This is a genomic window from Microbacterium sp. ZW T2_14 (assembly GCF_044987405.1).
Taxonomy (GTDB): domain Bacteria; phylum Actinomycetota; class Actinomycetes; order Actinomycetales; family Microbacteriaceae; genus Microbacterium.
Map to the genome: position 1 here is coordinate 37,929 of NZ_JBJDRK010000027.1, position 22,609 is coordinate 60,537.

The window sequence follows — 22,609 nt, forward strand, 5'->3', positions numbered from 1 at the left end:
CGCCGAGTGCCGAGGCCCCCACAGCCTCTCGCCGGACAGACCGTGAAAGCGCGCGGACCGTCGACTTGAGGCAGAACCTACCGGATGCCGAGGCGCCGCGCGACCCCCGGGCAACCGATGGCTCCGTCTCGGCTATTCCGGCGTGACCGGGCCATTCGAGCAGGCGAGCACGACGACCTGGTGCCGCTGGTGCCCGGTAGCGCCCGGCGCCGACGGCGCGGACTGTTACGTTCGCTGCGATTTCGGGGCGTCCCGGGCGGTGTGCGGTCACAGCGGCGGGGGCGGCATCCCTTCGAACTAGACTCGTCGGGTGACTTCCGGCCCCTCGTCCTTCTACATCACGACGCCGATCTACTATCCGAGCGACGTGCCCCACATCGGCCACGGCTACACCACCGTGGCGGTCGACACCCTGGCGCGCTGGCACCGCCAGGCGGGCGATGACACCTGGATGCTGACCGGCACCGACGAGCACGGTCAGAAGATGATGCGTGCCGCGTCGGCGAACGGCGTGACGCCGCAGGAATGGGTCGACAAGCTCGTCACCGAGGCGTGGTTCCCGCTGCTGAAGACCCTGGATGTCGCCAACGACGACTTCATCCGCACGACGCAGCAGCGTCACGAGGAGCGCGTGCAGCAGTTCGTGCAGGCGATCTACGACCGCGGCTACATCTACGCCGGCGAGTACGAGGCGCTGTACTGCGTGGGCTGCGAGGAGTTCAAGCCGGAGTCCGAGATCGTCGACGGCACCGGCGCGTTCGAGGGGCTCAAGGTCTGCGCCATCCACTCGAAGCCGCTGGAGCTGCTGCAGGAGAAGAACTACTTCTTCAAGCTCAGCGAGTTCCAGGACCGGCTCCTCGAGCTGTACTCGAGCGTGCCCGACTTCGTGCGCCCCGAATCGGCGCGCAACGAGGTCGTCTCGTTCGTGAAGAACGGGCTCAAGGACCTGTCGATCTCGCGGTCGGCGTTCGACTGGGGCATCCCGCTCCCGTGGGACGAGTCGCACGTCATCTACGTGTGGGTCGACGCCCTGCTGAACTACGCCACGGCGATCGGCTACGGAACCGACCCGGAGGAGTTCGCCCGACGCTGGCCGGCGTACCACATCGTCGGCAAGGACATCCTGCGCTTCCACGCCGTCATCTGGCCCGCGATGCTGATGGCAGCCGGGCTCGAGGTGCCCCGCGGTGTCTTCGCGCACGGCTGGCTGCTCGTCGGCGGCGAGAAGATGTCGAAGTCGAAGCTCACCGGCATCGCCCCGACCGAGATCACCGACGTGTTCGGCTCGGACGCCTACCGGTTCTACTTCCTGTCGGCCATCGCATTCGGCCAGGACGGCTCGTTCTCGTGGGAGGACCTGTCGGCGCGCTATCAGGCCGAGCTCGCCAACGGCTTCGGCAACCTCGCGTCGCGCACGACCGCCATGGTCGAGCGCTACTTCGAGGGCGTCGTGCCGCCGCCCGCCGAATACACTGCGGCCGATCTGCACATCCAGAAGACGGTGGCGGATGCCGCGGCCGCCGCCGATGCCGCGATCGACCGCTTCCGCATCGACGAGGCGATCAGCTCCGTGTGGACGATCGTCGACGCGCTGAACCTCTACATCACCGAGAACGAGCCCTGGGCGCTGGCCAAGGACGAGGCCCAGCGCGAGCGCCTCGGCACCGTGCTGTACACGGCGGCCGAGGGCCTGCGCGCACTCGCGGTGCTGCTGTCGCCGGTCATGCCGGAGTCGACCGAGAAGCTCTGGGTCGCGCTGGGCGCGGCGGAGTCGGTCGGTCGCCTGCAGGACCAGCCGCTGCGCGAGGCGGGCGGGTGGGGTGTGCTCAAGCCGGGCACGTCGGTCAACGGCCTGGCGCCGCTGTTCCCGCGCGTCGAGCAGTCGGTCTGATGGCGACGCCCCCCGTCGCGTACCCCGCGGGAGGCTCCGACCCCTCGCAGTACGTCCGCACGCGGGAGAAGGGCTCGCGCGACGTCACGTACCCCGCGGCGCCCGAGCCCCTCGCGGTGCCGGTGTACGACAACCACTCCCACCTCGAGATCGAGGACGGCGAGGTGGGTCTGTCGCTCGACGAGCAGCTGGCGCGGGCGGCGGCCGTCGGCGTCGTGGGCGTCGTGCAGGCGGGTGGTGACATCGACTCGAGCCGGTGGTCGGCGTGGGCCGCGGCATCCCACCCCCGCGTCCTGGCGGCCGTCGCCATCCACCCCAACGAGGCCCCTGCGTACAAGGACGCCGGCCGCCTCGACGAGGCGATCGCCGTCATCGACGAGCTGGCGGCGCAGCCGCGCGTGCGGGCGATCGGCGAGACCGGGCTCGACTTCTTCCGCACCGGCGAAGACGGGCGGCCCGCGCAGTTCGAGAGCTTCGAGGCGCACATCGCGCTCGCGAAGAAGCACGGCATCGCGATGCAGATCCACGATCGCGACGCCCACGACGCCGTGCTCGAGACCCTGCTGCGAGTCGGTGCCCCCGAACGCACCGTCTTCCACTGCTACTCGGGCGATGACGCCATGGCGCGCATCGCCGCGGACCACGGCTATTACCTGTCGTTCGCGGGGAACGTCACGTTCAAGAACGCCCAGAACCTTCGCGACGCCCTCGCGGTGACGCCGCGCGAGCGGATCCTGGTCGAGACGGATGCCCCGTTCCTGACGCCGATCCCGCACCGCGGCCGCCCCAACGCGCCGTACCTGATCCCGGTGACGGTGCGCTTCATGGCCGCCGAGCTCGGCGTCGAACTCGACGAGTTCTGCGCGCAGCTGGCGCGCAACACGCTCGCGGCCTACGGCGCGTTCGAGGACTGACGCGGTTCGGGGCAGCGGTGGACGGCGAGCTGTGGGACGTGACCGATGCCGACGGCATCCCTACCGGGCGCACGCACCGTCGTGGCGACCCGGACTTCCCGGAAGGGATGTTCCACATCGTGGCGTCGGTGTGCGTCGTGCGCGGCGACGGGCTCGTGCTCATGACGCGACGCGCGGCCACCAAGGACTTCCCGCTGGACTGGGAGTTCCCGGCGGGCAGCGCCCTCGCCGGCGAGACGAGCGCCCAGGCCGCGGTGCGCGAGCTGGCCGAAGAGGCCGGCGTCCGCGTCGGTGCCGACGACGTGGTGCTGGTCGGCCGGCTCACCGAGAGGACGGCCCTGTTCGACCTCTACGTCGCGGCCGTGGCGGGGGACCCCGCGCTGACGCTGGACCCGGAAGAGGTGTGCGAGAGCGCCTGGGTGCCCTTCGCGGAGGCGCTCCGCCGCGCAGCGGCCGGCGAGATGGCGGCGCCGTGGGTGCCGCGACTGCAGCGCTTCGGTCCGCGCCTCGGCGAGCTCGTCGCGTCGCGAGGCGCGTAGTCGGCTGATCCGCAGCGCGTCGGCTCGGGTGACGAGCCGTGACGGCGCAGATGAGCCGAGCGGGCCGCCGGCATGCCCGTCAGTCGGGCAGCGGCATTCCGCCGGCGCCGGGCTCGTCCTCGCCGGCGACGTCGTCCGCCGACTTCTCGTCGAGCACGGGCTTCGCCGCCGCGATGTGCGAGATCGGACGCCAGACCAGCAGCAGCGTGATTGCCGATCCGGCGAACGCGAACCACCACGGCGCGGTCAGGCCGAACAGCTGGGCCAGGACGCCGCCGATGAACTGCCCGATGACGAGGCCGCCGAAGACTCCGACCATGTTGACGGACGCGATGCGGCCCTGCAGTTCCATAGGAACAAGTCGCTGGCGCACCGTCGTCGAGATCGTGCCCCACACGAACGCGTACAGGCCGAACCCGAACATGATGACGAAGGCCACCGCCGGAGAGCTCGTCAGCGCGAACGACAGGTGCATCAGCACTTCGAGCGAAAGGCACACCCGCATCAGGGTCGAGAACGACACATGCTTCTCGAGCCAGCCGAAGCTGAAGATCGCGATCATGCCGCCGAGCGCGGACGCGGTCGTCAGGGCGCCGTAGCCGACCGGACCCATGCCGAGGTGCTCCGTCGCGTACAGCACGAGCACGCCCCACGGCGCCGCCCACGTGACGTTGAAGACCAGGATGATGATGACGAGCGTGCGCACCGGCGCGTTGTGCCGCAGCCAGTGCAGTCCTTCGCGGATGGCATGGGCCTTCGTGCCGCGCGCCGATCCGGCCTGCTCGGGAACGGGAGTGTCTGCGATACGGGAGATGAGCAGCACGGCGAGCGTCACGCACACGACCTGCAGCACGAACGGCCAGAACGAGCCGAGCGCGAACAGGAAGGCCCCGAGCGGTGGGCCGGCGAGCTGGTTCGCCACCAGATAGCCCGCCTGCATCCGCGCGTTGCCGATGCCGAGGTCGGCGGGCTTCACGAGCATCGGCAGCAGCGTGCTGCCGGCGGAATCGGCGAACACCTCGGCCGTGCCGTAGAGGAAGCTCGTCGCCAGCACCAGCCAGACGGTCGCCTGACCGGTGAGCAGGAAGACCACGAGCGCGAGCACGACCAGCGCCCGCAGTCCGTTGGCGAGCATCACCAGCCGTCGGCGGTCGTGGTGGTCGGCGACCGCGCCCGCGAGCAGGCCGAACAGCAGCCACGGCAGGAACTGCATCATGGCGCCTGCCGCGACGAGCACGGGTGACGACGTGAGCGACGCGATGAGCAGCGGCGCTGCAGCGAGGGCGATGCCGTCGCCCAGGTTGCTCGTCCAGGACGACGCGAGGAGCCAGCGGAAGTCGGTGCCCAGGCGGCGTGGTGCGATCAGTTCGCCGAGCGAGGGCATCCGTTCATCCTAGAGGCAGTGACGGATGCCGCAGCCGCCCCCGCCGCTGTCAGCTCGTCGGAGCGGCGGCGCCCTTGTGCGTGAACAGCGTCTCGGTCTGCTCGATGTCCATGCCCTTGGTCTCGGGGATCCGCAGCAGCACGTAGAAGAACGACAGGGCGGCGAACACCGCGTACATGCCGTAGGTGAGCGGCAGCGACCACGACGACATCGCGGGGAACGAGATCGTGATGAGGAAGTTGGCGATCCACTGCGCCCCGGCGGCGACGCCGAGCGCCTTGCCGCGGATCCGGCTCGGGAAGATCTCGCCGAGCAGCACCCATACGAGGGGTCCCCACGATGCGCCGAACCCGACGACGAACACGTTCGCCGCGATGAGGGCGATCGGACCCCACGGAGCCGGCAGCGTGACGGCGCCCTCGGCATCGGTCTCGGAGAACACGAACGAGATGGCCATCAGGCCGAGCGACAGCGCCATCATCACCGATCCGGTGAGCAGGATGGGCTTCCGCCCGACGCGGTCGACGAGGAAGATCGCGATGAGGGTCACCAGGACGTTCGTGATGGAGGTCACGACGCTGATCGTGAACGAGTCGCTCTCGTCGAACCCGACCGACTGCCAGAGACTCGTCGAGTAGTAGAAGATCACGTTGATGCCGACGAACTGCTGGAACACCGACAGGATGATGCCCACCCAGACGATCCGCTGAAGGCCGAGCACCGGTCCTCGCAGCGACACGCCCTCGTTCTTGCGGTCGGTCTCGATCGCGGTCTGCAGGTCGCGGATGGTGTGGTCGAGGTCGGCGGCCGGGACCAGCCGCGAGAAGATCTCCTTCGCCTCGGCGTACCGGCCCTTGGCGATGAGGTAGCGCGGCGACTCCGGCAGGGTGAACGAGAGGATGCCGTACACGGCCGACGGGATCACGCCGACGAGGAACATCCAGCGCCAGGCCTCGAGGCCGAACCACAGCACGTTGTCGGCGCCGCCCGCCGTGTTCGCGAGCAGGGCGTCCGACAGCAGGGCCGCGAAGATACCGAGCGTGATCGCGAGCTGCTGGAGCGAGGCCAGCCCGCCGCGGATCTGCCGCGGCGCGATCTCGGCGATGTAGGCCGGGGCGACCACGGACGCGATGCCGATGCCCAGACCGCCGATGACGCGCCAGAGCGCCAGGTCCCACGCGGAGAAGGCGAGGCCGGCGCCGATCGAGCTGACGAAGAACATGATCGCGCCGAGGAACATGACGCGCAGGCGCCCCCAGCGGTCCGACAGGTTGCCGGCGATGATGGCGCCGACGGCGCAGCCGAGGAGTGCGATCGCCACCACGAAGCCGGTGATGACGTCGTTGAGCGCGAAGTCCTGGGAGATGGAGTCGACGGCGCCGTTGATCACCGACGAATCGAAGCCGAACAGGAAGCCGCCGACCGCGGCGGCGACCGAGAGGCCGATCGCGCGGCGCCCGAAGGGGCTGCGGAGAGAGAACGCGTCTGCAGGAATCGATCCGGTCGAACTCATGGTCGTACGCTAGCGGCCGGGCGGCGCACGAGCGAGAGCACTCGCCGCCTCCGGAATTATGCTAAGCAGCTGTCGCCCCGTCGGCGGACCTCGGACGATCCGGGGTTACGGATCCGTACGCCGTACAGTGAACGCATGCCCGTGACACTCCTCGGCGCGGCCGAGATCCGTGCCCTCGCCGCCGACCTCGACGTGACGCCGACCAAGAAGCTCGGGCAGAACTTCGTCGTCGACGCCAACAGCGTCCGCAAGATCGTGAGCGTCGCCGAAGTGGCTCCCGGCGACCGCGTCGTCGAGGTGGGGCCGGGCCTCGGATCGCTGACCCTCGCGATCCTCGAGGCCGGGGCATCCGTCACCGCCGTCGAGATCGACCACCGCCTCGCCGCCCGCCTGCCCGCGACCGCGGCCGCCCACGGCGTCGCGGACGGCGCCCTCACCGTGGTGGACGCCGATGCCCTGCGCATCACCGAGCTGCCCGGCGCCCCCACGGTGCTCGTGGCGAATCTGCCCTACAACGTGAGCGTGCCGGTGCTGCTGCACTTCCTCGAGACCTTCCCGGACCTCGAACGCGGCGTCGTGATGGTGCAGGCCGAGGTGGGGGAGCGCCTCGCCGCGCCGCCCGGCTCCAAGGTGTACGGCGCGCCCAGCGTGAAGGCCGCGTGGTACGGCCCGTGGCGGCTCGCCGGCACCGTCTCGCGTCAGGTGTTCTGGCCGGTCCCCAACGTCGACAGCGTGCTGGTCGGATTCCGCCGCGATCCCCAGCCGCGCGGTGACGAGGCCCTGCGACGGCGGACGTTCGGCATCGTCGACGCGGCCTTCCAGCAGCGGCGGAAGATGCTCCGCCAGGCCACTTCGGGTGTCCTCGGCGGCACGGCGGCCGCGGCGTCGGCGGTGCTGGAAAGCGCCGGCGTGGCGCCGACCGCGCGCGGCGAAGACCTGTCGATCGATGATTTCGTGCGCATCGCACGGGCCGCCGGAGATGCCCTCGCCGTGTGAATTCAGTGATTGTTCACCGTGTGGTGACCGGATAGCCCGAAACATGCCGGTAACATTTCTGCGTCCGCCGTCCCGATACACGGGCAGCTCGCCTCGCGGCGGACCGGAGTGAATCGACATGCGACCCGCCGAGTATCCGGCCCCTGAACGCATCTTGCTGCACATCAGCGACACCCACCTGCGGGCGGCGTCGACGCCGCGCCTGTTCGACGCCCTCGACGGTGCCGCCCAGCTCGCGCGAGCGCTCGAGGTCATCGAGGAGTCGGGCATCCGCCCCGACGCCGTCGTCTTCACGGGCGACCTCGTCGACCTCGGCGAGAGCGGTGCCTACGCCGACCTGCGCGCCCTCGTCGAGCCCTTCGCCGCGCGCATCGGCGCACGCGTGCTGTGGGTCATGGGCAACCACGACGATCGGCGGGCATTCCGCGCCGAGCTGCTGGACGAGGCATCCGATCAGCGTCCGGTGGACCGCGTCGACGAGCTCGACGGCCTCCGCGTCGTCACCCTCGACACGAGCGTTCCCGGGCACCACTACGGCGAGGTGCGCGACGAGCAGCTGGCATGGCTGGCGGACGTGCTGGCGACGCCGGCGCCGCTCGGCACGATCCTCGCCATGCACCACCCGCCGGTTCCGGCGGTGCTGCCGCTCGCTGCGAGCGTCGAGCTGCGCGACCAGTCGCGGCTGGCGGCCGTGCTGCGCGGCACGGACGTCCGCGCCATCATCGCGGGTCACCTGCACTACTCGACGTTCGCGACGTTCGCCGGCATCCCCGTCTCGGTGGCGTCATCGACCTGCTACGCGCAGGATCTCACCGTGCCGGTCGGCGGAACGCGGCCGCAGGACGGCGCTCAGGCGTTCAACCTCGTGCACGTATACGACGACACCGTCGTGCACTCGGTCGTGCCCGTGGACGCCCCGCGGACACTCGAGCACATCGACGCCGACGAGGCGCAGCGCCGCCTGCGCCTGGCCGACGTGGCGCCGGTCACCGCCGTGCGGAGGGATGCGCCGACCGAGCCGATTCCTCTGCTGCGCTGAGTTCGGCACGCTCCCACGGCGCCCGCACCGGGAACATCCGCTCGAGAGAATCCCGCAGACTCCGGACGCGAACGTCCTCGGGCACCTCGGCATTGCCGCCGTCGTTGAGGCAGAACATGTCGACGTCGGTGCGCTCGGCGAGACGCTGCATGCGCCGAAGGCCCGATGCCATCGTGGTCTGGGCGTACCGCACGCGCGGTTCGCGCGTGGCCACCGCCCGCCCGGTCATCAGCGCGTAGTAGTGGTAGAGGCTGTTCGTGACCGAGATGTCGCTGGCGGAGCGGAAACGGGATGCCGCGGTCCGGGCGAAATCGTCGGGGAAGGCTTCCTCGAGCTCCGCCATGACGCTCTTGAGCAGCGGCGTCGCGCAGTGGTCGAGGTCGCGCACGATGGTGCGCCCGAACCGCTCGCTGAGGAGGGCGCGGTTGACGCGGAGCCCGTTGTCGTGACCGCTGCGGTGCAGGGCCGGAGCGCCGGTGCCGATGCGCACCTCGCACTCGACGAACTTCGTCACGCCCGCGGGGGTGAAGAACAGCTCCGGCTCCACGAGCCGGCCGAAGAACATGTCGTCGTTCGAGTAGAGGAAGTGCTCGGCCAGGCCGGGGATGCGGTGCAGCTGAGCCTCGACGGCGTGGGAGTTGTGCGTCGGCAGCACCGACGCGTCGGCGAAGAACTCCTCGCTGCGGACGATCGTCACCTTGGGGTGGTCGAGGAGCCACGACGGCGCGGGCGAGTCCGTCGCGATGAAGATCCGCCGCACCCAGGGTGCGTACATGTGGACGCTCCGCAGCGCGTAGCGCAGCTCGTCGACGTGCCGGAACCGCGCGGGGCTGTCGTCGCCGTCGCCGACCACGTACTCGGCCATCTGCGCTGCGCGCATGCGCTGGAAGGCGCTCGACGAGCCGTCCACCCAGGAGAAGACGAGGTCGACGTCCTCGGTGAACTCGTGGGGCTGCGGCTCGAACATGCCGTCGAGCGTCCGCCACGAACGCCCGTAGCGCTCCACCGTCGTGTACGACAGGTCCTCGACGGGCGTGAGCTTGCGGGTGAGAGCGTTGTCGTGGGGCGCCTCGACGATGTCGTCCCCGAAGCGCCAGAACTCGAGATGGGCGCCGAGCGCGGCGGTGTAGCGGAGCGTGCCGTTCCGGCTGATCCGCGGCCGGTATGCGCGGACGCCGAACGGTGTCGCCGCGAGCGGCGAGGCGTCGGAGGCGAGCACCGGGGGACGCCCCTTCGCCTTGAGATACACGGGCTCGGTCTCGCAGAGAGCGGCGAGTGCCGCCAGGGCGGCGTCGCGATCGTCGATGTCGACGGCCAGCGCCGGGATCGCGCGATCGTGACGGATCAGCGTCACGGTGATGCCGGCGTCCTCCAGGGCGCCGGCGACGAGCAGCAGATCCGACGTGCGGGCCTCGACCGGCGTGACATCGTCGTGCACGAGGTGCAGGATGCCGCGGTCGACGGCGATGTCCGCGCGCTCCAGCAGTCCCGTCCAGGTGCGGGCGGGCTGCGGCAGAGCCGAGAGTGCGGCCATATTTCCTCCTTGCGCGGGCGGCGAGATGTCGCCGTCCGGTGTGGACACTTTAGGCATCATCCGTTACGAAGACGTTTCCGACCGCATCCCTTGACAGAGCGGCCCTCGCTGTGTCCTCCGCGCGCCGGTACTGACGCGCCACGCCAGGGGCGGCACCTGCGCGGCCGTCGCGGCGCCGATAGCCTGGACCGGTGACCGAAGACGCGCGCTACCTGTCCCGTGGAGGAGACCTCCACCGCCCCTACGCCGCCGCCGACGACCGCTATGCCCGCGCGGAGTATCGCCGCGTCGGCACGTCGGGGCTCACGCTCCCTCCCGTCTCGCTGGGCCTGTGGTGGAACTTCGGCGACAACATCCCGTTCGACAACCAGCGGGCGCTGCTGCGCCACGCGTTCGACCGCGGCATCACCCACTTCGATCTCGCGAACAACTACGGTCCGCCCTACGGCAGCGCCGAGACGAACTTCGGCCGCATGATGCGCGAGGACTTCGCGCCGTACCGCGACGAGCTCATCATCTCGTCCAAGGCCGGCTACGACATGTGGCACGGGCCGTACGGCAACGGCGGCGCGCGCAAGTACCTCCTCGCGAGCGCCGAGCAGTCGCTGAAGCGCATGAGCATCGATTACGTCGACATCTTCTATTCGCACCGCGTCGACCCCGACGTCCCCGTCGAAGAGACCGTGGGCGCGCTCGACACGCTCGTGCGTCAGGGCAAGGCGCTCTACGTCGGCATCTCGTCGTACAGCGCCGAGCGCACGGCGGTCGCGGCATCCGTCGCCCGCTCGCTCGGCACGCCGCTGGTGATCCATCAGCCGTCGTACTCGATCCTGAACCGCTGGATCGAGGACGGCCTGACCGGCGTCCTGAAGCAGGAGGGCATGGGGGCGATCGCGTTCACGCCGCTCGCCCAGGGCCTGCTCACCGACAAGTATCTGGGCGACGGTTCGGCCGAGCGCGCACAGCAGCGCGCGTCGCTCCCGGGCGGCTCGCTCAGCGAGAAGGGCCTCTCGACCCTCCGCTCGCTCGACGTCGTCGCCAAGGAGCGCGGGCAGACGCTCGCGCAGATGGCGATCCAGTGGGTGCTGCGCGATCCGGTTGTCGCGTCCGCGCTGATCGGCGCGTCGCGTCCGGCGCAGCTCGACGAGAACCTCAAGGCGCTCGACGGCCCGGCCTTCGACACGGAGGAGCTCGAGCGCATCGATGCGCTCTCGGACGGCATCGACGTCGACCTCTGGGCGGAATCGGCGAACCGGTGACTCAGGCCCTCGCCGCCGACGGCGTCCGCGTGCGGGCGCCGGGCAAGCTCAACCTCTTCTTCGAGGTCGGCGGCGTGCAGGAGGACGGATACCACGACGTCGCGTCGGCATACCAGGCGGTGTCGCTGTACGAGGACGTCTGGGCCTCGCCGTCGGACGAGTTCACCGTGGCGATCTCGGGCACCGTCGACGTGTCAGGGGTTCCGGCCGACGACCGCAACCTCGCCGTGCGAGCCGCGCGGCTCGTGGCACAGCGCATCGGCTACGAGGGCGGCGTGCACCTCGACATCGTCAAGCACGTGCCCGTCGCCGGCGGCATGGGAGGTGGGTCTGCGGATGCCGCGGCCGCCCTCGTCGCGTGCGACGCGCTGTGGGGGGCCGAGCTCGGCAGCGCCGAACTGCACAAGCTCGCATCCCGGCTGGGCGCCGACGTGCCGTTCGCGCTGATGGGCGGAACGGCGATCGGCACCGGCCGCGGCGACCAGCTGAACCCGGCCCTCGCCAAGGGCCGGTTCGACTGGGTCGTCGTGCCCTCGAGGGCCGGGCTGTCGACGCCCGAGGTCTACGCGCACCTCGACGAGCTGCGTGCGCGCCCCGACATCGCCGCCGCCCGGGTGCCCGCCGTCGACCCCACGGTGCTGCAGGCGCTGCGCGCAGGCGACCCGGTGGCTCTCGCCGAGCACACGCGCAACGATCTGCAGATCGCCGCGCTCTCGATGCGGCCGCAGCTGCGCGAGGTGCTCGAGCTCGGCGAGGAGTCCGGGGCTCTCGCCGGGCTGGTGTCGGGGTCCGGCCCTACGCTGGCATTCCTGACCGTCGACCCCGAGTCGGCGCTCGAGCTGCAGATCACGCTGTCGGCCGCGGGGTACGAGGCGCTTCACGTGCACGGTCCGGTGGCCGGTGCCCGCGTGATGACCTGACCCCGTACCGCACGCCGACCTGAGCCCGCCCCCAGGGTCGGCATGGAGAGGAAGACCCATGAAGATGCTCGATCTCATGAACGGCGCCGACGAGTCCCACCGTGCGGCGTTCCGCGCCGGGCCCGTCGACGAGCAGTCCCGTGCGCGGCTCGCCGCGACCGGCCTCGACTACCGTCGCCTCGCGGTCGACCACGACGGGTTCGCCGGCTGGCTGCAGTCCGCGGCGCGAGGCTTCCAGGACAGCGAACGCACCGATGAGCAGGTCTCGGCCGCGCGCGACCGCAGCGGCTATCGGCGGCTGACGGGCGTCTACGATCCTGCTGCCCCGATGGCCGACGCGCCGGTGGCGACCATCGCGTCCTGGCTCGGCGAGCTCACCGTGCCCGGCGGCGCCGCCATCCCGTCCTGCGCGATCTCGGCCGTCACCGTGGCACCCACCCACCGCCGGCGCGGCGTCGCCCGGGCCATGCTCGAGGGGGAGCTGCGGGCGGCGCAGGCCGCCGGCATCCCGATGGCGATGCTCACGGTCAGCGAGTCGCCGCTCTACGGGCGCTACGGATTCGCCCCCGCCGTGGCGAGCGCGTCGTGGCAGATCGAGACGAAGCGGGCCGCATGGATCGGCCCGGAACCGGCCGGGCGCATCGACTTCGTGACCCGCGACCGGGTCCGCGAACTGCTGCCGGCTCTGCACGAGCGGGCACGGCATCGCTTCCCCGGCGAGATCGACGTGCCCGGTTCGCACTGGGACGGCTTCGCCGGTACGAATCCCGCCGCGGAGAAGGTCGGCGAGAAGCGTGCCGTGCAGTACCGGGATGCCGAGGGCGAAGTCCGAGGGGCCGCCGTGTACGCCGTGCGCGAGAACCACGAGGACTTCACCAAGGCGACGGTGACGGTCCACTACCTCATCGCCGAGACCGACGACGCCTACGCCGCGCTGTGGCGGTTCCTGCTCGAACTCGACCTGGTGGCCGAGGTGCACGCGAGCGAGCTGTCGATCGACGAGCCGCTGCTGTGGATGATCGCCGACCAGCGTGCGGCGAAGGTCGCCATCCGCGATCACCAGTACGTGCGGATCATCGATGTCGTCTCGTGCCTCGAGGCCCGTCGCTACGGCGCCGCGGGCACGCTCGTGCTCGATGTGTCCGACCCGATCGGGCTCTCGACGGGCCGGTACCTGCTCGAGGTCGACGACGCCGGCGCGGGACGCGTGACCCCCCTGGACGACGGTGACGCCCCCGCGGGCGCCGTGGAGGTGGCGCTGGGGATCACCGAGCTGTCGGCCACGTACCTCGGAGCCGTGTCGCCGGCGACGCTCGCCGCCGCGGGCCGCGTGAAGACGACCGATCCCACGGCCGCCGCTCGTGTGCTGGGCTGGCACACCGCGCCTCGGCTGAGCATCTGGTACTGATCCGGCGGCTCCGCGTGCGCCGCCCGCTGGTGGGAACACATCCGCGGGCCCACAGGTTCGATCCTCTGGGGCAGACCAACCCACCTGGAGGAACCGTGAAGGCTGTGCTGAACGGCGTGGTGATCGCCGAGGCGGACAAGGACGACCTCGTCCGCATCGAGGGCAACTGGTACTGGCCGCCGGTGGCGGTCGCCAAGGGCGCCCTGGTCGAGAGCCCGACGCCCTACACCTGCCCCTGGAAGGGCGAGGCGCAGTACTTCAGCGTGCGGGTCGGTGAGCACGAGCACACCGACCGTGCGTGGTCGTATCCGAGGCCGCACTCGAGCGCCGTGACGCGCGTCGGCGCCGATTTCTCGGGCTACGTCGCGTTCGACCGCGCCGTCCAGATCGCCGACTGAGCGGGTCGCCGCGCACCGGACGCGCGGCGGTCCCCTCCGGCTCGCCTAGCCTGGAGGGGACATGGCACATCTTCTGGGGGCCGAGGCCCTGCACCTGGAGTTCCCGACGAAGGTCGTCTTCGACCGGGTCTCGCTCGGCATCGACGAGGGCGACCGCATCGGCGTCGTCGGCCGCAACGGCGACGGCAAGTCGAGCCTGCTGGCGATGCTCGCCGGCCGGCTCGAGCCCGATGGCGGCCGGGTGACGGTGCGGGGCGGCATCCGTGTCGGCGTGCTCGACCAGGCCGACACGCTCGACGACACGCTCACGGTGCACCAGACCGTCGTCGGGGATCGTCCCGACCACGAGTGGGCCGGTGACCCCCGGGCACGGGATGTCATCGCCGGGCTGCTGGGCGACCTGCCCTGGGACGGGCCCGTCGCCGGCCTGTCGGGCGGGCAGCGGCGGCGCGTGTCGCTGGCCACGCTGCTGGTGGGCGATCACGACGTGCTCTTCCTCGACGAGCCCACGAACCACCTCGACGTCGAGGCGATCTCATGGCTCGCCGCACACATCAAGGGACGGTGGCCGGCGAACCAGGGCGGGCTGCTGGTCGTGACGCACGACCGCTGGTTCCTCGACGAGGTCTGCAACACCACCTGGGAGGTGCACGACCGCATCGTCGAGCCGTTCGAGGGCGGCTACGCGGCCTACATCCTGCAGCGGGTCGAGCGCGACCGCCAGTCCGCCGTCATCGAACAGCGCCGGCAGAACCTCGCTCGCAAGGAGCTGGCCTGGCTGCGCCGCGGCGCACCGGCGCGCACGTCCAAGCCCAAGTTCCGCATCGACGCCGCCAACGACCTGATCGCCGACGTGCCCGAGATCCGCGACGCGACCGAGCTGCGCTCGCTCGCCGTCTCGCGCCTCGGCAAGGACGTGGTCGACCTTCTGGACGCCGCCGTCGCCTACGACGGGCGCGAGGTGCTGCACCCGGTCGAGTGGCGGATCGCCCCCGGCGAGCGGACGGGCATCCTCGGTGTCAACGGTGCGGGCAAGTCGACGCTGCTCGGGCTGGTGTCGGGCGATGTCGAGCCGACCGCCGGACGGGTGAAGCGGGGCAAGACCGTGAAGGTCGCCACGCTCACGCAGCGCCTCGACGAGCTCGAGGATCACCTGAACGATCCGGTCCGCGTCGTCATCTCGAGTCTGCGCACGACCTACACGTTCGGCGCCGGCTCCAAGGCGCAGGAGCTCACCCCGGGCCAGCTCCTGGAGAGCATGGGCTTCCAGAGCGCCCAGCTGTCGACGCCGGTGAAAGACCTGTCCGGTGGTCAGAAGCGCCGGCTGCAGCTGCTGCTCATCCTCCTCGAGCAGCCGAACGTGCTCATCCTCGACGAGCCGACCAACGACCTCGACACCGACATGCTCGCCGCCATCGAGGACCTGCTGGACTCCTGGCCGGGCACGCTCCTCGTCGTGTCGCACGACCGGTACTTCATCGAGCGGGTGACCGATCAGCAGTACGCGATCCTCGACGGACACCTTCGCCACCTCCCGGGCGGGGTGGATGAGTACCTGCGGCTCAGAGCCCGCTCGCTGAGCGAGCGCGACGAGACGAAGCGCACGAGCGGGACGGATGCCGCGGCCTCGGCATCCGCCTCGCCCGCGCTGTCGGGCGCCGAGCTGCGCGCCGCCCAGAAGGAGGTCTCCGCGCTCGAACGGCGTCTGGAGAAGCTCGAGTCGCAGATCGGCGCGGCGCGCGTCGCGCTCGCCGACCACGATCAGTCGGACTACGTCGGCCTGGGCGCCGAGATGGCGCGCATCACCCGCCTCGAGAAGGAGCGCGACGCCGTCGAGGAGCGCTGGTTCGAGCTCACCGAGCAGCTCGGCTGAACGCGGCGGACTCAACCCTGCGTGTCGAAGCCGAGGCTGAGCTTGCGCAGGAGGCCGGCGAGGCGCTCGCGGTCGCCCCGCGAGAGCGTCTCGAGCAGCAGCGCCTCCGCGTCGACGAGACGCGTGATCGCAGCATCCACCCGGATCTTCCCCTCGTCGGTGAGGGTCACCAGGACGCTGCGGCCGTCGTCGGGATCGGCCTCGCGGCGCACGAGTCGGCGGCCCACCAGGCGATCGATGCGATTCGTCATGGTGCCGCTGGACACCAGCGTCTGCTGGAGCAGCTGCTTCGGGCTGAGCTGGAACGGCTCGCCGGCGCGCCGCAGGGCCGACAGCACGTCCCACTCCCACGGCTCCAGCTCGCTGCGGCGGAATGCGTCGCGCCGCGCCCGGTCGAGATGACGCGACAGCCGGTCGACGCGCGAGAGCACCCCGAGGGGTGAGAAGTCGAGGTCGGGGCGCTGCGTCGTCCACGCCTCGACGATGCGGTCCACCTCGTCGCTCTGCCCCGTCATCCCCCCATTATCGGGGGCGGCCGTCCCGCCCGATGCAGGTGGCACCGTCTGGCAGACTTGACGGGCGGCTCCCGGCACCTCGGAACGCCGTGGTCCGCCGTGGTGTAATGGCAGCACGACAGCCTTTGGAGCTGTGAGGCCCAGGTTCGAGTCCTGGCGGCGGAGCATGACCGACACCCCCCGCGACAGCGCTCTGGCCGTCATCGTCCTCGCCGCCGGCCAGGGCACCCGCATGAAGTCGTCCCTGCCGAAGGTGCTGCACCGGATCGGCGGCCGCCCGCTGGTCGGCCACGTGCTCGACACCGCGCTGGCCCTGGCGCCGGAGCGCGTGGTGGTGGTGGTCCGGCACGAACGCGACCTGGTCGCGGGAGCCGTCGTGGATGCCGCGCCCGGCGTCATCGTGGTCGACCAGGACGAGGTCCCGGGAACAGGCCGGGCGGTCGAGGTGGCCCTCGACGCCCTCGACGACTTCGTGGGCGACGTCCTGGTGCTGAGCGGCGACGTGCCGCTCCTCGAGGCCGACACCCTCGCCGCCCTCGTGCGCAGCCACCGCGACGGCGCGGTCGCCGCAACGGTGCTCAGCGCCGCGCTGGACGATGCGACCGGCTACGGCCGCGTCATCCGCGACGCCGACGGCGCGGTGTCGCGGATCGTCGAGCAGAAGGATGCGACGGCGGACGAGGCATCCGTCTCCGAGATCAATGCGGGCGTGTACGTCTTCCAGGCGGCGGCGCTTCGCACCGAACTGGCACTCGTCGGAACCTCGAACGCGCAGGGCGAGAAGTACCTGACCGACGTCGTGGCGCTGCTGCGCGCCGATGGTCTGGCTGTCGCAGCCCTGACCGCCCCCGACGCGGCGGCCGCGCTCGGCGTCAACGACCGCGTGCAGCTGTCCGAGGCGGCGCGCCTCCTGAACGCGCGCACGGTGCGTCGCTGGCAGCTCGAGGGCGCGACGATCCTCGACCCGGCGACGACCTGGATCGACGTCACCGCGACGCTGGCGCCCGACGTCACGGTGCTGCCGAACACGCACATCCTCCGGGCGACGGCGATCGCGGCCGGCGCCACGGTCGGCCCCGACACGAGCCTCGTCGACTGCGAGGTGGGCGAGGATGCCACGGTCACCCGCACCGACGCCACCCTGGCCGTGATCGGCGCGAAGGCGACGGTCGGCCCCTTCGCCTACCTCCGGCCGGGCACGTACCTCGGCGACCGCGGCAAGATCGGGACCTTCGTCGAGACGAAGAACTCCACGATCGGCGAATCGAGCAAGGTGCCCCATCTGTCGTACATCGGCGACACCACGATCGGCCGGGGCGTCAATCTCGGCGCCGGTGCGATCACCGCCAACTACGACGATCTGGCGAAGCACCGCACCGAGATCGGCGACGAAGTGCACGCCGGCTCGCATAACGTCTTCGTGGCGCCCGTTAGGATCGGAGACGGCGCGAAGACGGGGGCGGGGGCGGTCATCCGCAAGGATGTGCCGGCCGGTGCTCTCGCACTCAGCGTCGCCCCTCAGCGCAACGTCGAGGGGTGGGTCGAGAAGAACAGACCGGGTACCGGAGCGGCGGACGTCGCCGCCAAGGCCCGCAGCGCACAGAAGGCGGACGATGGCGCGCAAGAAGAAGACCGTTGAACTCGACCGGGCGAACGACATCGCCCCCGGCCTCGTCGCCAAGACGAAGAAACGGCTCGTCATCGCGCGCGGCAGCTCGCACCCCGAGCTCGCGGCACAGGTCGCCGAGCAGCTGAGCACGGAGCTGGTGCCCACCGAGTACCGCACCTTCGCGTCCGGCGAGATCCTGACGCGGTTCGAGGTGTCGATCCGCGGCTGCGACCTCTTCCTCATCCAGAGCTTCGGCCCACCGGTCAACGAGTGGATGATGGAGACCCTCATCATGCTCGACGCCGCGAAGCGGGCGTCGGCCAAGCGCATCACCGTCGTCGCGCCGTACTTCCCCTACTCCCGCCAGGACAAGAAGGGCCGCGGCCGCGAGCCGATCAGCGCCCGGCTCGTCGCCGACCTCTTCAAGACGGCCGGCGCCGACCGCATCATGAGCGTCGATCTGCACGCCGCGCAGATCCAGGGCTTCTTCGACGGACCCGTCGACCACCTGTTCGCCAAGCCGGTGCTGCTGGAGTACTTCGAGAACACGCTCAGCGAAGCCGACCGGGCACGCCTCACGGTGGTCTCGCCCGACACCGGACGCGTGCGCGTCGCCGACCAGTGGTCCGACAGCCTGGGTGCGCCACTGGCGATCATCCACAAGCGCCGCGACCCGAATGTCGCCAACCAGGTGACCGTCAACGAGATCGTCGGCGCGGTCGACGGTCGCGTCTGCCTGCTGGTCGACGACATGATCGACACCGGCGGCACGATCGTGAAGGCCGCCGAGGCGCTCAAGGCCAACGGCGCGACCAAGGTGATCGTGGCCGCGACGCACGCGATCTTCAGCGATCCGGCGGCGACGCGGCTGCAGAGCCCGGCGATCGACGAGGTCGTGGTGACCGACACGGTGCCGATCCCCGACGAGAAGCGGTTCCCGAGCCTTACGATTCTGCCTATCGCGCCACTGCTCGCGCGCGCGATCCACGAAGTGTTCGAAGACGGCTCCGTCACCAGCATGTTCGACGGGGCGGCCTGACGCCGGCACCGGGTCGGAGCACCGACACCGCGGCGGCGACGGAAGGACGAAGCATCCATGACGCAGCCGCCGAACCCCGCACCGCTTGATTCCGCACCGTTGACCTCCGCGCGCCTGACCGTCGCGCGTCCGTGGGCGCTCACGACCGACGAAGTGCTCGGGCATCTCGAGGCGGACGCCGGGGGACTGAATGCCGCCGACGCTGCGGCACGTCTCGAGATCGCAGGTCCCAACCGCCTGCCCGAGCCCGCGCGCAAGCCGGCCGTGCTGCGATTCCTGGCGCACTTCAACGACACGCTGATCTACATCCTGCTGGGCGCCGCCGTCATCAAGGCGCTCATGGGCGACTGGCTCGACTTCTGGGTGATCATGGTCGTCGCGATCATCAACGCGGTGATCGGCTACATCCAGGAGGGGCGCGCCGAGAAGGCGCTCGCCGGCATCCGCGGGATGCTGTCGGCCGATGCCAGCGCGCGGCGCGACGGCGGCTGGGTCACCGTGCCGGCCGCCGATCTGGTTCCCGGCGATGTCGTACGGCTCATGCCCGGCGACAAGGTGCCGGCCGACCTGCGGCTGCTGCAGGCGTTCCAGCTGCGCATCGACGAAGCGGCGCTGACCGGGGAGTCCGTCCCCTCGTCGAAGACCACCGACCCGTCGGCGCCCGAGGCCGGCGTCGGCGACCGCGGATCGATGGCGTTCTCGGGCACCATCGTCAGCGCCGGCCAGGGCCGGGGACTGGTGACCGCGACCGGATCCGACACCGAGCTCGGCCGCATCCAGAGCCTCGCCGACGAAGCCGAGTCGCTGGCCACCCCGCTCACCCGCCAGCTGGACAGCTTCGGTCGCGTGCTCACGGTCGTGATCCTCGCGATGGCGGCGATCATGATGCTGATCGGGCGCTTCCTGCACGGGATGCCGTATCCCGAGCTCATCTCGGCGGCCATCGGCTTCGCGGTGGCGGCGATCCCCGAGGGGCTGCCGGCCCTCGTGACGATCACGCTCGCGATCGGCGTGCAGCAGATGGCCCGCCACAACGCCATCACCCGGAAGCTGCCCGCGGTGGAGGCGCTCGGCTCGGTGACCACCGTGTGCTCCGACAAGACCGGCACGCTCACCCGCAACGAGATGACCGTGCGGCACATCGTCACGCCGCTCGCCGAGTACGACGTCACCGGACTCGGCTATGTGCCCGAAGGTGAGATCGTCCTGGCGGGCGCGGGCGCTGGCGCGGGCGCGGGCTCCGCCGCCGTCGAAGCCGGCGCGCCCACCGACCGCGGCGATCTGGCGGCGCTGCTGGCGATCGCCACCCTCTGCAACGACGCGCACATCGTCCGCGGTGACGACGGCGCGTGGAGCCTCGTCGGCGAGCCGACGGAGGGCGCCCTGAAGGTCGTCGCGATGAAGGGCGGCGTGGGCAGTGCGGGCGGCCGCCGGGTCGCCGTCATCCCGTTCGACTCCGCCAACAAGCTCATGGCGACCCTCAACGAGGGCGCCCGGTCCGGCGGTGCGGCCGGCGAGGTCTCGCGGGCGATCCTCGTCAAGGGTGCGCCCGACCGCCTGCTCGAGCGCTCGCTCACCCAGCGCGGGGCCGACGGGTCCGAGCCCCTCGACCTGGTCCGCTGGAACGCGGCGATCGAGACGCTGAGCTCACAGGGACTGCGCGTGCTCGCGGCGGCGCGGAAGCCGGTGCGGCCGACGACCGACGAGTTCGCGCTCGACGACCTCATCGACCTGGAGTTCATCGGCCTGTGGGGCATCGTCGACCCGCCCCGGCCGGAGGCGGTCGAGGCGATCGCGGACTGCCACACCGCCGGCATCCGGGTGAAGATGATCACCGGCGATCACGCCGGCACGGCCCTCGCCATCGCGCACGAGATGGGGCTTGCGCGCGCTGACGCGGAGGTGCTCACCGGCGCGGAGCTCGAGGCGCTCACGCAGGAGCAGCTCCGCGAGGTCGTGCGCGACGTCGACGTGTACGCGCGTACGAGTCCCGAGCACAAGATCCGCATCGTGCGCGCGCTCCAGTCGCACGGCGAGGTCGTCGCGATGACCGGCGACGGTGTCAACGACGCTCCCGCGCTGACGCGGGCCGACGTCGGCATCGCGATGGGCATCAAGGGCACCGAGGCGACCAAGGAGGCCGCCGAGTTCGTGCTGGCCGACGACAACTTCGCGACGATCCGCAGCGCCATCGGCGAGGGTCGTCGCATCTACGACAACCTGCGCAAGTCGATCGTGTTCCTGCTTCCCACCAACGGGGCGCAGTCGCTCGTGATCCTCGTCGCCGTCCTGTTCGGGCTCGCGCTGCCGATCACCAGCGTGCAGGTGCTGTGGGTCAACATGGTGACGGCGGTGACGCTCTCCCTCGCGCTCGCGTACGAGCCGGCCGAGCGCGGGATCATGCGCCGGCCCCCGCGCGCCAGTGGGGGACCGATCATCGATCGCCGTGAGCTCGGCTTCGTGCTGGTGGTGTCGCTCGTCATCGGCGGTGCCGCGATGGGCGTCTTCTACGGCGTCGTCGCCACCGGCGCCGACATCGAGGTGGCGCGCACCGAGGCCGTGCTCATGCTCGCCCTCGGGCAGCTCGCCTACCTGTTCAACTGCCGGTTCCTGAGCCGCTCGAGTCTCACTCTCGACGTGCTGCGCGGCAACCGCGCGGTGTGGTGGTCGGCCATCGCGCTCATCGTGCTGCAGGTGATCTACACGTACGTTCCGTTCATGAACGTGCTGTTCGACTCGCGGCCGCTGGCCGCGGCATCCTGGATCCTCCCCATCGTGGTGTCGATCGGCATCTTCCTCGCCGTCGAGGCGCTCAAGGCGCTGCTGCGGGCGCGGGCAGGCTCATCACCTGCGATCGACACGCTCGAAGGCGGCTCATAGGAGCCGCTGACAGGATCACTCTCGGACGCTCCGGCGTCGCCTTCCGCACCGACCCGAGCCCGACCCGAGCCAGGAGGACCGTCATGATCCGCACCGCACTCGCTTCCCGCCCCGTCCGCGCCGGAGCGGCGCTGACCGCCGTCGCCGGCATCGCCCTCCTCGCCGGCTGCGCGCCGGGGGCCTCGGAGGCCGAAGAGCCGGCCACCGCCGAGACCACCGACACCTCGGAGGGCACCGACACCGGCTCGGGCTCGTCCGGCTCCGGCTCGTACGCCGACGGCACGTATACGGCCGACGGCTCGTACGCGACGCCCGAGTCGGTCGAGACGATCGCGGTCACCGTGACCCTCGAGGACGACGTCATCACGGCCGTCGAGGTCACCGGCGACCCGCAGAAGCGCGAGTCGGAGCAGTACCAGGGCCAGTTCATCGGCGGGATCGCCGATGTCGTCGTCGGCCAGGACATCGACGACGTCCAGGTCAGCCGCGTGGCGGGATCGTCGCTCACCAGCGGCGGCTTCAACGACGCCATCGAGACCATCAAGTCCGAGGCGGCGAAGTAGGCCGTGAGTCCGGCGCCGGACTCCTGGCGCTTCGACGCCATCGGCACGACGTGGGAGATCGTCACCGAGCTTCGCCTGCCGGCGACGGCGCGTGACGAGATCGCCGCCCGCATCGACGAGTTCGATCGCGAATGGTCGCGATTCCGCGCCGACTCGGTGGTGAGCGCGCTGGCACGGACGGGAGGGGCCGTTCCCGCGCCGCCGGATGCCGTGCCCATGCTGGACGCCTTGGGGGCGCTGTCGGCCGCGACGGCAGGGGCCGTCAACCCGCTCGTCGGCGGATCGCTCGACGCCCTCGGCTATGACGCCGCGTACACGCTCCGTGATCGCGGGCC

The 22,609-nt window shown here is 70.8% G+C and carries 19 protein-coding genes and 1 tRNA gene; 16 read left to right on the forward strand and 4 right to left on the reverse strand.

Annotated features, from left to right (window positions below; translation table 11 throughout):
- Nucleotides 1–310 precede the first annotated feature (310 nt).
- Genes metG through ACI3KY_RS10805 form a run of 3 tightly spaced genes read left to right on the forward strand, consistent with a single transcriptional unit; the run spans nucleotide 311 to nucleotide 3,344 of the window.
- Nucleotides 311–1,891 (forward strand): methionine--tRNA ligase, encoded by a 1,581-nt coding sequence (gene metG, locus ACI3KY_RS10795; RefSeq protein WP_404930173.1) that lies wholly within the window; start codon nucleotides 311–313, stop codon nucleotides 1,889–1,891.
- A complete protein-coding gene (locus ACI3KY_RS10800; protein WP_404930174.1) occupies nucleotides 1,891–2,805 on the forward strand; it encodes a TatD family hydrolase in 915 nt (304 codons plus the stop codon). The genes metG and ACI3KY_RS10800 overlap by 1 nt, the downstream gene beginning before the upstream one ends.
- Nucleotides 2,806–2,843: 38 nt before the next feature.
- On the forward strand, nucleotides 2,844–3,344 hold the full coding sequence (locus tag ACI3KY_RS10805) for an NUDIX domain-containing protein (protein WP_404930175.1): 501 nt from the start codon (nucleotides 2,844–2,846) through the stop codon (nucleotides 3,342–3,344).
- A gap of 79 nt (nucleotides 3,345–3,423) precedes the next feature.
- Here the strand turns inward: ACI3KY_RS10805 and ACI3KY_RS10810 are convergent, their stop codons facing one another.
- Entirely contained in the window at nucleotides 3,424–4,728 is a 1,305-nt protein-coding gene (locus tag ACI3KY_RS10810; RefSeq protein ID WP_404930176.1) for an MFS transporter, read from the reverse strand.
- Between the two features lie 49 nt (nucleotides 4,729–4,777).
- On the reverse strand, nucleotides 4,778–6,241 hold the full coding sequence (locus ACI3KY_RS10815; RefSeq protein WP_404930177.1) for a sugar porter family MFS transporter: 1,464 nt from the start codon (nucleotides 6,239–6,241) through the stop codon (nucleotides 4,778–4,780).
- Between the two features lie 135 nt (nucleotides 6,242–6,376).
- On the opposite strand from ACI3KY_RS10815, the gene rsmA reads away from it, so the two are divergent.
- Both rsmA and ACI3KY_RS10825 read left to right on the forward strand, forming a co-directional pair.
- Nucleotides 6,377–7,237, forward strand: a complete 861-nt coding sequence (gene rsmA / locus ACI3KY_RS10820) for a 16S rRNA (adenine(1518)-N(6)/adenine(1519)-N(6))-dimethyltransferase RsmA (RefSeq protein WP_404930178.1) — start codon at nucleotides 6,377–6,379, stop codon at nucleotides 7,235–7,237.
- A 118-nt stretch (nucleotides 7,238–7,355) separates the two neighbouring features.
- Complete coding sequence (locus ACI3KY_RS10825; RefSeq protein ID WP_404930179.1) at nucleotides 7,356–8,276, forward strand: phosphodiesterase; 921 nt, start codon at nucleotides 7,356–7,358, stop codon at nucleotides 8,274–8,276.
- Here the strand turns inward: ACI3KY_RS10825 and ACI3KY_RS10830 are convergent.
- Nucleotides 8,224–9,810 (reverse strand): stealth conserved region 3 domain-containing protein, encoded by a 1,587-nt coding sequence (locus ACI3KY_RS10830; protein WP_404930180.1) that lies wholly within the window; start codon nucleotides 9,808–9,810, stop codon nucleotides 8,224–8,226. The two genes, ACI3KY_RS10825 and ACI3KY_RS10830, sit on opposite strands and share 53 nt — an antisense overlap.
- Nucleotides 9,811–10,001: 191 nt before the next feature.
- On the opposite strand from ACI3KY_RS10830, the gene ACI3KY_RS10835 reads away from it, so the two are divergent.
- The 5 genes from ACI3KY_RS10835 (at nucleotide 10,002) to ACI3KY_RS10855 (ending at nucleotide 15,668) form a co-directional block, all read left to right on the forward strand.
- Complete coding sequence (locus tag ACI3KY_RS10835; RefSeq protein ID WP_404930182.1) at nucleotides 10,002–11,069, forward strand: aldo/keto reductase; 1,068 nt, start codon at nucleotides 10,002–10,004, stop codon at nucleotides 11,067–11,069.
- Nucleotides 11,066–11,989: a 4-(cytidine 5'-diphospho)-2-C-methyl-D-erythritol kinase gene (locus ACI3KY_RS10840; RefSeq protein WP_404930183.1), complete on the forward strand. Its 924-nt coding sequence runs from the start codon at nucleotides 11,066–11,068 to the stop codon at nucleotides 11,987–11,989. Before ACI3KY_RS10835 ends, ACI3KY_RS10840 begins: the two co-directional genes overlap by 4 nt.
- 58 nt (nucleotides 11,990–12,047) lie before the next feature.
- Nucleotides 12,048–13,397, forward strand: coding sequence for a GNAT family N-acetyltransferase (locus ACI3KY_RS10845; RefSeq protein ID WP_404930184.1), 1,350 nt, complete (start codon nucleotides 12,048–12,050; stop codon nucleotides 13,395–13,397).
- A 95-nt stretch (nucleotides 13,398–13,492) separates the two neighbouring features.
- On the forward strand, nucleotides 13,493–13,795 hold the full coding sequence (locus tag ACI3KY_RS10850) for a DUF427 domain-containing protein (protein WP_404930185.1): 303 nt from the start codon (nucleotides 13,493–13,495) through the stop codon (nucleotides 13,793–13,795).
- A gap of 61 nt (nucleotides 13,796–13,856) precedes the next feature.
- Complete coding sequence (locus ACI3KY_RS10855; protein ID WP_404930186.1) at nucleotides 13,857–15,668, forward strand: ABC-F family ATP-binding cassette domain-containing protein; 1,812 nt, start codon at nucleotides 13,857–13,859, stop codon at nucleotides 15,666–15,668.
- An 11-nt stretch (nucleotides 15,669–15,679) separates the two neighbouring features.
- Here the strand turns inward: ACI3KY_RS10855 and ACI3KY_RS10860 are convergent, their stop codons facing one another.
- Complete coding sequence (locus ACI3KY_RS10860; protein WP_404930187.1) at nucleotides 15,680–16,183, reverse strand: MarR family winged helix-turn-helix transcriptional regulator; 504 nt, start codon at nucleotides 16,181–16,183, stop codon at nucleotides 15,680–15,682.
- Between the two features lie 93 nt (nucleotides 16,184–16,276).
- On the opposite strand from ACI3KY_RS10860, the gene ACI3KY_RS10865 reads away from it, so the two are divergent.
- From ACI3KY_RS10865 to ACI3KY_RS10890, 6 genes are all read left to right on the forward strand, one after another.
- A tRNA-Gln gene (locus tag ACI3KY_RS10865) sits at nucleotides 16,277–16,348 on the forward strand.
- A 1-nt stretch (nucleotide 16,349) separates the two neighbouring features.
- Entirely contained in the window at nucleotides 16,350–17,822 is a 1,473-nt protein-coding gene (gene glmU, locus ACI3KY_RS10870) for a bifunctional UDP-N-acetylglucosamine diphosphorylase/glucosamine-1-phosphate N-acetyltransferase GlmU (protein WP_404930188.1), read from the forward strand.
- Nucleotides 17,797–18,831: a ribose-phosphate diphosphokinase gene (locus tag ACI3KY_RS10875; RefSeq protein WP_194413554.1), complete on the forward strand. Its 1,035-nt coding sequence runs from the start codon at nucleotides 17,797–17,799 to the stop codon at nucleotides 18,829–18,831. The genes glmU and ACI3KY_RS10875 overlap by 26 nt, the downstream gene beginning before the upstream one ends.
- 57 nt (nucleotides 18,832–18,888) lie before the next feature.
- Nucleotides 18,889–21,711: an HAD-IC family P-type ATPase gene (locus ACI3KY_RS10880; protein ID WP_404930189.1), complete on the forward strand. Its 2,823-nt coding sequence runs from the start codon at nucleotides 18,889–18,891 to the stop codon at nucleotides 21,709–21,711.
- Between the two features lie 83 nt (nucleotides 21,712–21,794).
- Complete coding sequence (locus ACI3KY_RS10885; protein ID WP_404930190.1) at nucleotides 21,795–22,274, forward strand: hypothetical protein; 480 nt, start codon at nucleotides 21,795–21,797, stop codon at nucleotides 22,272–22,274.
- Between the two features lie 3 nt (nucleotides 22,275–22,277).
- The coding region (locus ACI3KY_RS10890) for an FAD:protein FMN transferase (protein ID WP_404930191.1) at nucleotides 22,278–22,609 on the forward strand (332 nt) is incomplete at its 3' end.

What these genes read in the sequence shown, in the direction of transcription:
- ACI3KY_RS10825 (WP_404930179.1), top strand. Translation starts at nt 7,356, where the DNA reads ATGCGACCCGCCGAGTATCCGGCCCCTGAACGCATCTTGCTGCACATC.
- ACI3KY_RS10855 (WP_404930186.1), top strand. Translation starts at nt 13,857, where the DNA reads ATGGCACATCTTCTGGGGGCCGAGGCCCTGCACCTGGAGTTCCCGACG.
- ACI3KY_RS10885 (WP_404930190.1), top strand. Translation starts at nt 21,795, where the DNA reads ATGATCCGCACCGCACTCGCTTCCCGCCCCGTCCGCGCCGGAGCGGCG.
- ACI3KY_RS10830 (WP_404930180.1), bottom strand. Translation starts at nt 9,810, where the DNA reads ATGGCCGCACTCTCGGCTCTGCCGCAGCCCGCCCGCACCTGGACGGGA.
- ACI3KY_RS10875 (WP_194413554.1), top strand. Translation starts at nt 17,797, where the DNA reads ATGGCGCGCAAGAAGAAGACCGTTGAACTCGACCGGGCGAACGACATC.
- ACI3KY_RS10815 (WP_404930177.1), bottom strand. Translation starts at nt 6,241, where the DNA reads ATGAGTTCGACCGGATCGATTCCTGCAGACGCGTTCTCTCTCCGCAGC.
- ACI3KY_RS10800 (WP_404930174.1), top strand. Translation starts at nt 1,891, where the DNA reads ATGGCGACGCCCCCCGTCGCGTACCCCGCGGGAGGCTCCGACCCCTCG.
- ACI3KY_RS10845 (WP_404930184.1), top strand. Translation starts at nt 12,048, where the DNA reads ATGAAGATGCTCGATCTCATGAACGGCGCCGACGAGTCCCACCGTGCG.
- ACI3KY_RS10880 (WP_404930189.1), top strand. Translation starts at nt 18,889, where the DNA reads ATGACGCAGCCGCCGAACCCCGCACCGCTTGATTCCGCACCGTTGACC.
- ACI3KY_RS10860 (WP_404930187.1), bottom strand. Translation starts at nt 16,183, where the DNA reads ATGACGGGGCAGAGCGACGAGGTGGACCGCATCGTCGAGGCGTGGACG.
- glmU (WP_404930188.1), top strand. Translation starts at nt 16,350, where the DNA reads ATGACCGACACCCCCCGCGACAGCGCTCTGGCCGTCATCGTCCTCGCC.
- ACI3KY_RS10810 (WP_404930176.1), bottom strand. Translation starts at nt 4,728, where the DNA reads ATGCCCTCGCTCGGCGAACTGATCGCACCACGCCGCCTGGGCACCGAC.
- rsmA (WP_404930178.1), top strand. Translation starts at nt 6,377, where the DNA reads ATGCCCGTGACACTCCTCGGCGCGGCCGAGATCCGTGCCCTCGCCGCC.